Annotated in this window: 10 protein-coding genes; 2 read left to right on the forward strand and 8 right to left on the reverse strand. The window is 41.0% G+C overall.

What is annotated here, in order from left to right; all coding sequences use genetic code 11:
• Positions 1-57: 57 nt before the first annotated feature.
• Complete coding sequence (gene dinB, locus RM553_RS12330) at positions 58-1,149, reverse strand: DNA polymerase IV (protein ID WP_311535240.1); 1,092 nt, start codon at positions 1,147-1,149, stop codon at positions 58-60.
• A gap of 50 nt (positions 1,150-1,199) precedes the next feature.
• On the opposite strand from dinB, the gene RM553_RS12335 reads away from it, so the two are divergent.
• Entirely contained in the window at positions 1,200-1,871 is a 672-nt protein-coding gene (locus tag RM553_RS12335) for an NAD(P)H-binding protein (RefSeq protein WP_311535241.1), read from the forward strand.
• A gap of 4 nt (positions 1,872-1,875) precedes the next feature.
• Entirely contained in the window at positions 1,876-2,346 is a 471-nt protein-coding gene (locus tag RM553_RS12340) for a CYTH domain-containing protein (protein WP_311535242.1), read from the forward strand.
• 168 nt (positions 2,347-2,514) lie between these two features.
• Here RM553_RS12340 and RM553_RS12345 read toward each other — a convergent pair whose 3' ends face one another.
• The 7 genes from RM553_RS12345 to RM553_RS12375 all read right to left on the reverse strand — a co-directional run bounded on the left by RM553_RS12345 (position 2,515) and on the right by RM553_RS12375 (position 11,776).
• Complete coding sequence (locus tag RM553_RS12345; RefSeq protein WP_311535243.1) at positions 2,515-3,372, reverse strand: phosphatase PAP2 family protein; 858 nt, start codon at positions 3,370-3,372, stop codon at positions 2,515-2,517.
• Between the two features lie 18 nt (positions 3,373-3,390).
• The gene (locus RM553_RS12350; RefSeq protein WP_311535244.1) at positions 3,391-4,500 is read right to left on the reverse strand and encodes an adenylate/guanylate cyclase domain-containing protein; all 1,110 of its coding nucleotides are present in this window, start codon (positions 4,498-4,500) and stop codon (positions 3,391-3,393) included.
• A gap of 148 nt (positions 4,501-4,648) precedes the next feature.
• Positions 4,649-6,046, reverse strand: coding sequence for a TolC family protein (locus RM553_RS12355; RefSeq protein WP_311535245.1), 1,398 nt, complete (start codon positions 6,044-6,046; stop codon positions 4,649-4,651).
• 5 nt (positions 6,047-6,051) lie between these two features.
• Complete coding sequence (locus tag RM553_RS12360) at positions 6,052-9,201, reverse strand: efflux RND transporter permease subunit (RefSeq protein WP_311535246.1); 3,150 nt, start codon at positions 9,199-9,201, stop codon at positions 6,052-6,054.
• Between the two features lie 22 nt (positions 9,202-9,223).
• Positions 9,224-10,345: an efflux RND transporter periplasmic adaptor subunit gene (locus RM553_RS12365; RefSeq protein ID WP_311535247.1), complete on the reverse strand. Its 1,122-nt coding sequence runs from the start codon at positions 10,343-10,345 to the stop codon at positions 9,224-9,226.
• 27 nt (positions 10,346-10,372) lie between these two features.
• Positions 10,373-10,825 carry a GbsR/MarR family transcriptional regulator gene (locus RM553_RS12370; protein WP_311535248.1) on the reverse strand — a complete coding sequence of 151 codons (453 nt, stop codon included), beginning with the start codon at positions 10,823-10,825 and terminating at the stop codon, positions 10,373-10,375.
• Positions 10,826-10,942: 117 nt separating this feature from the next.
• Complete coding sequence (locus RM553_RS12375) at positions 10,943-11,776, reverse strand: phospholipase A (RefSeq protein WP_311535249.1); 834 nt, start codon at positions 11,774-11,776, stop codon at positions 10,943-10,945.
• Positions 11,777-12,283: the final 507 nt, after the last annotated feature.

Consider the following 12,283-nt stretch of genomic DNA (forward strand, 5'->3'; position numbering starts at 1 on the left):
AAAATAAGAAGCCACAAATGCACAAATATTAGCCGGGCATTCGTGGCTTCTTTTTGTCTAAAACTCAAACTTCAGCTGTACTTCAATCTTCTTTTTTTCTTCTTTTACTTCAGCTTTATCGGTATTCAGGTTAGAAAGGGAAATTCCCAGCAGCCTAACCGAATCCTTCATTTTCTCCTGGTACAACAGTTCTTTGGCCTGTTCCAGGATCAATTCTTTGCTTGATATGTAGTAAGAAATGGTTTTGCTCCTGGTTTGCAGGGTAAAGTCACTGTACTTGATCTTCAGAGTGACTGTTTTTCCAGCTACTTTGCTTTTCTGAAGCCTGCGTTCTATTTCTTCAGCAATATTCTCCAGCCGCTCCAGCATAAAAATTTCCGAAGAAATATTTTCATTAAAGGTCCTTTCAGCTCCCAGAGATTTTCTTATTCTGTTTGGTTTTACCTCGCTTAAATGGATTCCCCGCACTACGTTATAATAATGATTTCCACTTTTTCCAAAATGTTCTGTAAGGTATTCGGCCGATTTCGTTTTTAAATCTTTACCTGTGAAGATGCCCAGCCTGTACATTTTTTCAGCAGTCACCTTGCCCACGCCATGAAATTTCCTGATATCGAGCTTTTCCAGGAATTCTTCCACCTCTTCTGGGTTCACGGTTTTCTGGCCGTTGGGTTTATTATAATCACTGGCAATTTTAGCAATGAATTTATTTATGGAAATTCCTGCGGAAGCATTCAGGCCGGTTTTATCTTTAATTTTTTGTCGAATTTCCCTTGCAATAAGGGTTGCGCTTGGATTTCCTTTTTTATTTTGGGTCACATCCAGGTAAGCTTCATCTAAGGAAAGCGGCTCCACCAGGTCTGTATATTCCAGGAAAATACTCCTGATGCGCTGGGATATTTCCCGATAACGCTCAAAACGAGCCTTTACAAAAATGAGGTGCGGACAGTTTTTTTTGGCAATTATACTGCTCATGGCGCTGCGTACTCCAAATTTTCGGGCTTCATAACTGGCAGCACTTACCACGCCCCGTTGTGAACTGCCGCCCACGGCAATGGCTTTTCCCCTTAGCTCCGGGTTGTCCAGCTGCTCCACAGACGCGTAAAAAGCATCCATGTCTATATGAATTATTTTGCGATGGCTCTCCACCTTACAAATTTATAATATCTTTAATCCATGAGAGGTGAAATTCTTCTGTAATGAAACATAAAACTGCAATCGTTTTAGGAGCTACAGGCCTTACTGGTGGAATCCTGCTCCATAAATTGCTTAAAAACGAGGATTATTCAAAGATCATCCTTTTTTCCAGAAGCCCTTCGCATGTACTGGATGTAAAAATTGAAGAGCATTTGGTCGACCTGCTGGAGCTGGAGAAATATGCTGAAGATTTTAAAGCCGATGAGGTTTTTTGCTGTATCGGAACCACCAAAAGCAAAACGCCAGATAAGGAAAAATATAAAGCCATAGATTATGGTATCCCCGTAACAGCGGCAAAGTTGTGTGAAGCTAATAAAATTCCCTGTTTTTTGGTGGTCTCGGCAATGGGATCAGATCCAAAGAGCAAGATTTTTTATAACAAAGTAAAAGGAAAAATGGAGCGGGATGTGCTGCAATGCAATATCAGGAAAACTTACATTTTTAAGCCTTCTCTTATTGTTGGGAATAGAAACGAAAACCGTACAGGAGAGAACATTGCCAAAGCGGTGATGAAGGTGATGAATCCCCTGCTGAAGGGGCCTTTAAAAAAGTATAAATCTGTCACTGCTGAAAAAATTGCGGATGCAATGATTTTTGTGGCAAATGACGGGTACCATACCACCAGGATTGAATCTGATGAAATAGAAAAAATTGCCAAACTGGCTGAAGAATAGAAAAATGGAAATAGAGCGAAAATTTTTAGTCGTTTCAGAAGCTTTTAAAAATCAGGCCGAAAAAAAAGAAAAAATTGTTCAGGCATATCTTAACTCCCACCCGGAACGCACAGTTAGGGTTAGAACAAAAGGAGAAAAAGCTTATATAACTATAAAAGGAAAATCTTCAGAAAATGGATTGAGCAGGTTTGAGTGGGAAAAAGAAATTGCTATACAGGATGCTGAAAACCTGCTGAAATTAGCTGAACCCGAGCCCATAGAAAAGCTGCGTTATGAGGTGAAAATTGGTCAACATACTTTTGAAGTAGATGAATTCAGCGGAAGCAACAAAGGCCTTATTGTTGCTGAAGTGGAATTGAATTCAGAAGATGAAAAATTTGAAAAACCTGAATGGTTGGGAAAAGAAGTTACCGGTAATAAGCGCTATTATAATTCCCTGCTTAGCAAAAATCCGTATAAAAATTGGGAAGAATAGGCCTTCTTTCAGGAAGGTAACACGTCATCGAGGATTTAAGTCTAAGGTATTATTCAGCAGTCCGAAAGAAACTGGAAAAACTGACGAGTGGGATGAAAACTTCAAAAAAGAAAAAATATTCCCGCAGTTTTGCTTCAATCGAATCCAATACTATAAAAATGTTTATTGCTAGAAGGTGCCCACTAAGCCTACTCGACCCAGCCCCACGCTAAAATTCCAGTGGAAACTTAATTTATCCGGATTCCTGGTTTCATAATTTCTATCCCTGTTTAGGTAATTGTCTATAGTATCCACCACCGCCACGCTCAATGCCAGGCTTAGCCCTACATCGGTAAGCCAGTGCGCACCGGCCCACAATCTGGACACAGGTGCAATTAAGCCCACTCCCCAAATTCCTGCTTTTACAAACATGTTGTCAAATTGCTTGCTAAGCGCATAAGCAGTGGTAAAAGATAATATAGTGTGGCCGGAGGGAAAAGTATGGTATTTCCCTTCTTTACTGAAAGGTTTAAAACTGGCTTTACCTTCATCAGCTCCCGGCCTGGCTCTTCCTATGGATGTTTTAGTGATAGATTGAATTATTCCCGCTGCAGAGGCTGCAGAGATCATTAGAACTCCCGTGCGCCTTACTTTTTCATTTTTCGTAAGTAATCCATAGAGGTAGACGGCGCCGTTTATGGCGTAGTTATTCTGCGGACTTCCGTAATACCAACCAAAATCCTTTATTACCCCGGGAATATCATCTTTTTGGCCTCTAAACCATTCGTTGGCCTGTTCATCAAAAATGTACAATACCGCTGTTCCTGCAACTACGGCCGCTGCCGTGATAAAATCGTCTTTTTGCCATTTTAGAGGCTGCGTATAAGTTGCCTTTACCCCACCAAATGCACTTACTCCGTCATATTTAAGGAGTTCCCAGCTAGTGGGAATGCTGTCTTTAGGGCTGTTTGTTTGCTGAGCTTTGGAGGCAATAGAAAAAAATAATAAGGCTAAAAATGCATATTTCGGGATACAAAGAAATTTCATAGTTATTCTTCTTACTTTTTACTTTGTTATACGGAAAATTTCAATTGGTGACTGCCTTCCCTGGAGGGATTTGAATCCCAGTGAAGTGACAGAAAAGAAATCCTGAAGTTTTCCTTTTTCAATTATTAAACCGGAAGCAAGAATAGGCGCATGGTACTCATTGCATAAACCTTCTATTCTTGCAGCAACATTAAGGGTGTCCCCGTGGTAAGCAATATCCCTCTTGATATCTCCAACTTCCACAGCGGTCACGAGGCCGGCATGTAGCCCGGCTTTAAATTTTGGAACCACACCGAATTCTTTTTCATAAAATTCCTTTCGTTCAAGAAACATTTCCTGAACAGAAAAGAAGAATTCCACACAGGCAGCTTTTTTAAAGCCCTGTAAAGGCCAGCTTATCACTACTTCATCTCCAACATACTGGTAAATTTCAGCATTGAATTCCTTTACCTTCTTATTGATATCCAGAAAGCTTGCCTGGATAAGTTTGCTGTATCTAACGTGCCCCAGTTTCTCGGCCAGTTCTGTGGAAGAAGTAAGGTCCAGAAACATGAAAATACGCTCTTCTTCTCTTGGATATCTATACCTTCCGAAAAGAAATGGAAGCAGCATTCCAGGCCCGAACTTCTGATTCATCTGATTCACAAAACTTATTACCAGGGTCATGAAAAAGGTGTAGACCATCAGGATATAACTGAAATAGTTCCAGTTTTCTTCCAGGAGGATTTCTACGTCCCCCTTAGTGGGAAAATCAGCTGAAATATTAATAATAACATTTCGGCTAATAACGATAATGCCCATGAGGACCAGAAAATAGGAAAGGCTACCAACAAGGATATTAACCCCAAGAGGCTGGTTTTTGAAAAATGTCTTCTTTAAAAATCCATCTAATAATCCCAAGCTAATTCCTAAAAACAGGCTGGCGATAATAACAAATACAAATACCGGCCAAACACCAACTTCAATGGTCCTGTCAAAAATATTAAACACAGAAAAGGCTACCAGATGTATGATATAGAGTAGCATGCTATAGGCCATTATCCAGAAAATGACCTGTTTTATGATACTGCTTAAAAGCGGAAATTTATTGGTTAATCTAATAATGTCAAACGTGTAGTTTTGATTCATTCAGCCTTTTTTGTCGTTAATAAAAAATGTAGGGGGAATTCCTGTGGGAGTGACGGGTCCTTCAAAAATCAAGAGAAATTAAACAGCTCCGGAATTTTGTTTTCCGGAGCTGTTTACCAACAACTAACAAAACAAAACAATTTCTAATCTACTGCCAGCCCCCACCAAGGGATTGATATAGGTCTACCATAGATTGTAACTGGTTAAATCGTGCATCTATTAAATTAAGGCTGGAATTTAATGCGTTTTCCCTTGCAGTAAGAACTTCCAGGTAATTTGCCAAACCATTATTGAGCAATTCTTCAGAATAATTTGTAGCGGTTTGATATGCCTCATATTCCTTTTGCCTCACCTCTATAGTTTCTGTGGCTGCTTCGTAAGAATAAAGCGCGTCCATTACTTCACGGGTTGCGGTGAGAAAGGTGTCTCTAAAATTGAGCCTTGCCTGTTCCTGTTCTGCCTGGGAAACTTCATATTCTGTCCTTATCCTTCTTGCGTTGAAGATTGGCTGGGCCAGCCCTCCAACTATGGTGGCAAAAAGGGAATTAGGATCAAATAATTCCTGCAGGTCTAAAGTCTGGAATCCACCAGTTGCAGACAATGTAAGGGAAGGATAAAAATCTGCCCTTGCCGCGTTGGTTAACTGGAATGCGTTTACAAAATTATATTCCGCGGCAATCACATCTGGCCGGTTTCGTAACAGCTGCGCGGGTACCCCAATCTGCAGCTCTGTGGTTATTTCCTGTTGGGATAAATCTGTCCTTTCAATTTGCATTGGTGCTTCGCCTAGCAGAATAGAAAAGGAATTTTCCAGCAAACGTTCCTGATTTTGAAGGTTTATAAGAATTGCACGGGCAGTGTAAAGCTGCGCCTCCGTTTGTTTAACCCCAACTTCAGTCACATTCCCTGCTTCTTTTAGAGCTTCGGTAGTCTCCAGGCTATTTTCCCGGTTTTCTATAGTTTGCCTGGTGATCCTTATTTGCTCATCAAGGGCAAGCAACTGGTAATAATTAGAGGCAATATCTGCAATTAAGCGGGTTTTTACCGCTTTATGGGCAGCCACTGTCTGCAGGTACCTTGCCTGGAATGCCCTTTTTGTACTGGTAATCCTGCCCCAGATATCTGCTTCCCAGGAAAGAGCGCCGCTAAGTTCATACTGATCTATTGAGGAAAACAAACTTCCGAACTGGCTATTTGAAGAAAGTTCCTGGTGAGTCACCTGTGCATTGGCATTAAGAGTAGGGAAATAGGCTGCTTTCCCCTGTTTCACATAAGCTTCTGCCGCAAGTATTTGTTGCACCGCTATTCTTATATCTATATTGTTTTCCAGCCCTTCCTCAATATATTGAGTAAGCAAGGGATCGGTAAAAATCTCCCTCCAGGACACATTGGCCATATTTAGCGAATCCTGCGGAAAAGTGTCGGTGCGGTAATGCTCTTCTTTTACAATATCCGGCTGTTCATAATCTTTCGCAACAAAACATGCCTGAAGAGAAAGCAGGACTACCGGTACCAGTATGAATTTATATAATTTCAACTTTTTCATTTTTTTTACGATTCTAAATTCTTGTCATTTGTCTGGACATCAGGAGCTGGTTTGGAACTCACTTTTTCCTGCAACCACTGGAAGAGGATAAAAAGAATAGGAATTACGAAAACCCCTGTTACCGTACCAATAAGAAGCCCTCCGGCTGCCCCGGTACCAATGCTCCGGTTACCTGCGGCTCCAACTCCGCTGGCCAGGACTAAAGGCATCAGTCCGAGGATGAAGGCGAAAGAGGTCATCAAAATAGGCCTTAGACGTGCTTTGGCACCATCAACGGCAGCATCTACAATAGATTCCCCGTTCCTTCTCCGCTGGATAGCGAACTCCACAATCAAAATGGCATTTTTCGCCAGCAGCCCCAGCAGCATTATAAGCGCGATCTGGAAATAGATGTTATTCTGAAGTCCGGCAAATTTAGTAGTAATATATGCTCCAAAAACTCCCAGGGGCAGGGACAGCAATACTGAAAAAGGCAGTAAATAACTTTCATACTGCGCTGCAAGAAGAAAATACACAAACAAGATCGATAACATGAAGATAGTGGTGGTCTGGCTTCCTGCATTTACTTCTTCACGGGTAAGCCCGGAGTATGCAATATCGTATTGATCTGCCAGGGTTCCAGAGGTTTCTTCTACCGCGGCAATAGCGTCTCCTGTACTAAAGCCAGGATTTACCGCTCCGGTAACTTTAGTGGAATTGAACAGGTTAAACCTGGTTACCGATTGTGGGCCGTAAACCCTTTGCAGATTCACAAACTGCGTTATGGGTGTCATCTCACCGCTATCTGTTCTAACAAACAGCTTGTTAAGATCGTCCCTGTTGGCACGGTCTTCTGGCAATGCCTGCACATAAACCCGGTATTGTTTACCAAACCTGGCAAAATCTGCGGCGTACACTCCACCAATGTAACCCTGAAGGGTCGAGAAAATTTCACTTACAGAAACTCCTTTTTCCTTAGCCAAAGGTACATTCAGCTCAATCTCGTACTGCGGATAACCGGTATTAAAAGATGACTGCGCATATTGAATTTCCGGCCGCTGCGTTAACTTCTGAATAAATTCCTGATTGGCTTCATCCAGATCTTCAAAGCTTCCACCAGAACGGTCTAATAGATTCACTTCAAATCCTGAAGAGTTACCAAATCCCGGAATACTCGGGGGGGAGAAGAAAATAATGTTTGCTCCCGGAATGGTTGCGGCGATACCAAACAGTTTCTGCGTAATAGCTTCCACAGATTGCTCATCGTCTCTTTCCTCCCAATCATTAAGTTTAATAAAGCCCAAACCATAGTTACTTCCGGCACCACTCAATAAGCTTCTACCATCAATAACAGACATTCCTTCTACACCAGGCAAATCCTTGACCTTATTATAAAGTTCCATATTAACTTCATGAGTCCTGTCTACAGAGGCACCTGCGGGCAATTCAACATTTACAAAAATAAGTCCCCGGTCCTCATCAGGAACAAAACCAGATGGAACGGTAGAGGAAGACCACCAGATACCGGCTACTGCAAGGATAAGAATAGCAGCGGTTATCCATTTGTGCCGGTATAGATAATTTACTGATCTGCCATATCTGCTAACTGTAGCTTTAAATCCCCGGTTAAACCCATTGAAGAAACGTTGTAAAAAGTTTCCTTTTGGTTTACTTTTTTCATCATGGCTTTTAAGAAACAGCGCACATAAAGCTGGGCTTAGAGTTAATGCGTTTACCGCAGAGATAAAGATCGCAACAATTAAAGTTACCCCAAACTGTTCATAAAATACCCCCGTGGGACCCTGTACAAAGGTAACAGGGATAAAAACGGCGGCCATTACAAGTGTAATGGAAATAATTGCCCCGGAAATTTCGTGCATGGCATCTACCGTGGCATTCTTTACATTATTGGCGCCTTCGTCTATTTTTGAATGTACTGCCTCCACCACTACAATTGCATCATCCACCACAATACCAATGGCCAAAACCAGTGCAAAAAGGGTCAGGAGGTTAATGGAATATCCAAATAAATTCAGAAAGAAGAAAGTACCAATAATGGAAACCGGTACAGCAATAGCCGGGATTAAAGTAGACCTGAAATCCTGAAGGAATATAAAAACCACTATAAATACCAGTACAAATGCTTCAATTAAAGTATGCACCACTTTACTGATGGAAGCATTAAGGAAGTTGTTGGTATCGTAAGGAATATAGATTTCAATTCCTTCAGGTAAATTATCTTCAATTTCGTCCAAGCGAACTTTAATAGTTTGAATAATTTCCCTTGCATTGGAACCTTTAGTCTGGAAGATTCCCATGTTCACCGCGGGATATCCTTTTGTTGTGGAACCACCGCTGTAAGACTGGGCGTCCAGTTCAATTTCAGCAACATCTTCCAGTCGCAGGAAATCTCCGTTGCCAAGGGCTTTAATAACAATATTGCTATACTGTTCTTCGGTTTTATACCGCCCGCTGTACTTGATAACATAGGAAAAAGCTTCCCCATTATTTTCACCCAGCGAACCTGCCGCGGCTTCCAGACTTTGCTCATTTAAGGCAGCAATAACATCTGAAGGCACGAGATTGTAAGCGGCCAGTTTTTCTGGCTGAAGCCAGATACGCATGGAATAATCTTTTCCGCCGAATACATTTACATTACCAACCCCGTTTACCCGTTGAATTTCGGGGATTACATTTATTTTAAGATAATTCTGAATAAAAGTATCGTCGTAATCTGGATTGGTACTGTAAAACGACAGGAACATGAGGGCACTCGTCTGTTGTTTTTGCGTGGTAACCCCTGTTTGCTTAACTTCCTGCGGAAGTAGCGGATTGGCCCTGGCCACCCGGTTCTGCACGTTAACCGCTGCAATGTCGGGATCTACTTCCTGGTCAAAGAAAACAGTGATTTCGGCAGTACCATTGTTGGTGGCGGTAGAAGTTAGATAGGTCATTCCTTCCACCCCGTTTATCTGTTCTTCAATAGGAATAATAACACTTTCCAGCACTGTTTCAGCATTCGCCCCGGGATAGGAGGTGGAAACTGAAATAGTAGGTGGCGCGATATCAGGATACTGGGTTATGGGCAGGTTAAGCATCCCCAATACTCCCAGGATCACTAATATAATGGAAACAACTGTAGAGAGTACAGGTCGTTCTATAAATGTTCTTAGCATAATTTTTCTTTTTCGTCAGGATTTATTGGAAAACAGTCTTAATTGGCTTCGCCACACTGTCAAAAGGAATTGGCTGGGGTGTGATTTTCGCATTCGCACTAAGTTTTCCAGCGCCGCTCGCTACTATACTGTCTCCTTCTTGTACGCCAGATTCTATAACATAGAGGTTGTCTACACTTGCCTTTACTTCTAAACTGGTAGAAGAAACTGTATTGTCATTATTAACTTTATAAACAAGAGTGGTCCCCTGTTGCTCGTAAGTAGATTGCTGTGGCACCACTACCGCATTTTCATAAGTATTTGGAATAAGGATGGTACCACTGTTCCCATTGGTTAAGATCCTGGAAGGATTGTCAAACCTTGCCCGAAAGGAGATCGCCCCTGTGTTGTTGTTAATCTGGGAATTAATGGTTTCAATTTTTCCTTCCTGTTCGTAAATACTGCCATTGGCGAGTTTAAGCTTTACTTTTGGCAGGGAATCTATTTTCTGCTGAATATCCTGGCCGTTTTGTTCCTGAATAAAATTCAGGTAATCCGTTTCATTCATAGAAAAATACGCGTACACCTGGCTAATATCACTAACTGTTGTTAATGGCTGTTGGCTGGTAGGGCTTACAAGGGCACCTTCACGAAGACGTATAGATCCCACATAACCATCCACAGGGCTTTTAATATTAGCATAGCCAATATTAGCTGCTACGGAATTATACTGACTTTGAGCCTGTGCAAGCCTGGCTCTCGCCGTTTCCAGCTGCACTTCACTTATAATGTCTTTTTCCACCAAAGGTTTAAGTTTGTTAACTTCAACCTGCGCCGCATTTACATTCGCTTTGGCAGCCTCAGCTTCCTGATTAAGGGATTGGGTTTCCAGTTTAAAAAGAACCTGGCCTTTTTTTACTTTTTCGCCTTCATCCACCAGCACATCGGTAATGTAGCCAGAAACTTTAGCACGTACTTCGCTGTTTACGATTCCCTCGATGCTAGTAGGATAAGTGGAGTAAGCAGTTACGGTTTTTTGCTGCACTTCAGTCACGGGATATGGCATTGGCCCCTGCGCCTGCTGTTGTGCGTCCTGATTATCGCCGCAGGAAATAATACTTAATAAACCGGCGGTAACAGCTATATATTTAAAGAGGTTTTTCATTTTATCGAAAATTGGATTTTACTTTATTTACTTTTTTTGTATTTCGGCCATTTTGCTAATGGTGTTCCTTATATTTTGTTCCTGGTTAAGCAGGTAATCCTTGAAAAGGAGAGCCGTTGCACCGGATTTTTCAAATTTCTCCTTGTTATACTTAGAATTGAATTCGGTTATTTTGTCTATAAGCTCTATCTCATCAGTGATATTCTCCAGGTAACCTTCCAGAGTTGTTTTTAGATATAGCCGGTTTGCGCGAAAATATCTTTTGCGGTCGCCAGACTTTGTGAAGTATTCAACTTTTTTAAGCTGAAGAAGTAAGTTAAGCTGGGTAGAGACAGAGCTTTTACTGGCATCAGTAATCTCCATAATCTCGTCAAAAGTATTCCCGTCTGCAGGAGATAAAACCATTGTGGCATAAATTCTTGCAGCAAGCGGTGCCAGCTGATGTACCCTTTCAAAGTGTACCCCAATCTCTTCAATCAATCTGCGTTTTTCAGGTGAACAACAATTCATATTAGCAACCTTCTCTTTTTAGAAGCGGCAAATATAATACTGAGTTCGGAACTTACCGAACCAGATGAACTTAAATAATTGTTAATTCTATTTAGAGGAGAATTCGAAGAAGTTGAGGTTGTTTGATCTTATAACATATCCAATCCTGATCATGCTTCGGAATTCCTTAAAACTAATGAGGCTTTCCCCATAGCCGTTATACCATTCCAGCATTAAATACTGGTTGGACATCTTAAATAAATTATAGAAAAGTTGTGCCCTTACAGAACCATACCAGTCTTTTAATCCTTTTTGAAGCTGAACATCAAAAATCCATTTTTTCGGCTCAAGCTGGTAAGATAAATTTACTTCACCCAGGCCCAGGTAATCCAGTATTTCAGGATTGTCTTTTTTATACCTGAAGGGAAACCAGCCTTTTACCCGAAGAGTGGTGCGGGAATTAAGCGCTGCCTCAAAACTCAGGGACAGCCTGTTCCAGCTTCTGGAGTAAATACTGTCACGCCCGTTAGATTCATGCTCATACTGCAGGTAACCCATGGCTACTAATTTATCATCTTTATTATAGAGCGGTTTACCCAGGCCAATGCCGGGATTAAAATTTATTTCTGCAAAAGGGCTGGATTTAGCATATACATTCCAGAAAGCGGTTTGGGTGTAAGTAAGAAACAAATAAGAATCCCACGGAAGGGTCTTGCGAGTCAGTAGTTGTTTAAAGCTTATCTGGTATTTAACATCGGCGGTTTGTTTCGAAATTTCCTCATTTACCGGAACGCCGGTAATAAAATAATTGTTTTTATGAATAGAAAATGAAGGAATAGAGGCAATAGTATCATCTATTTGCGCTCTCGTTAGTACCTGGCTGTGGGTTACAGGACTGAAACATACTATGATGAAAAGTAACAGGAGTAAAGAACGCTTCATTTTTTAATGAATTTTGTCCTAAAATTAAAAGCTACTTTCGGGAAGTGCTATTTTCCTGTTCTAATTCTATGTTAAATGATATGTTACTAAAACAACAGGTTGTTTTAATCTTCTAAAATCTTATCGGATAGTTTTAAAATTACCTGAGGATATTGCAAGAAGCAGTAAGGCAATCCCGGCTCCCATTAAAGAGCCTTGTACAAAATCTGATATTTCAAAAAAGTGAGAAACGATTTGTGACAGGGCTATCGTAAACAATCCGATAGATATTAAAATTAATGACTTGCGTTTTGATGTTTTTCTCATTGGTCTGGTGATTACTGGTGGCAATTTACTTTTAAGTGATTTCAAGATACAACAATAAATTTTTAATGGTGTTTTTTGTAGATATTTGCAACATCAAGCGAGGTTTTTAGGAGGAAGCCGTCTCATTTACCAAAATGAGGCGGTTTTTATTTGGTGTCGGTTTTAAGCTAAGATTTTATGTTTTTTCTCCTGAAAAAATAT

The sequence above is a fragment of the Autumnicola tepida genome (genome assembly GCF_031846485.1).
In the GTDB taxonomy this organism is placed as follows: domain Bacteria; phylum Bacteroidota; class Bacteroidia; order Flavobacteriales; family Flavobacteriaceae; genus Autumnicola; species Autumnicola tepida.

Coding starts and splice junctions, on each gene's coding strand:
- RM553_RS12335 (WP_311535241.1), top strand. CDS start 1,200: ATGAAACATAAAACTGCAATCGTTTTAGGAGCTACAGGCCTTACTGGT.
- RM553_RS12340 (WP_311535242.1), top strand. CDS start 1,876: ATGGAAATAGAGCGAAAATTTTTAGTCGTTTCAGAAGCTTTTAAAAAT.
- RM553_RS12345 (WP_311535243.1), bottom strand. CDS start 3,372: ATGAAATTTCTTTGTATCCCGAAATATGCATTTTTAGCCTTATTATTT.
- RM553_RS12350 (WP_311535244.1), bottom strand. CDS start 4,500: ATGAATCAAAACTACACGTTTGACATTATTAGATTAACCAATAAATTT.
- RM553_RS12355 (WP_311535245.1), bottom strand. CDS start 6,046: ATGAAAAAGTTGAAATTATATAAATTCATACTGGTACCGGTAGTCCTG.
- RM553_RS12360 (WP_311535246.1), bottom strand. CDS start 9,201: ATGCTAAGAACATTTATAGAACGACCTGTACTCTCTACAGTTGTTTCC.
- RM553_RS12365 (WP_311535247.1), bottom strand. CDS start 10,345: ATGAAAAACCTCTTTAAATATATAGCTGTTACCGCCGGTTTATTAAGT.
- RM553_RS12375 (WP_311535249.1), bottom strand. CDS start 11,776: ATGAAGCGTTCTTTACTCCTGTTACTTTTCATCATAGTATGTTTCAGT.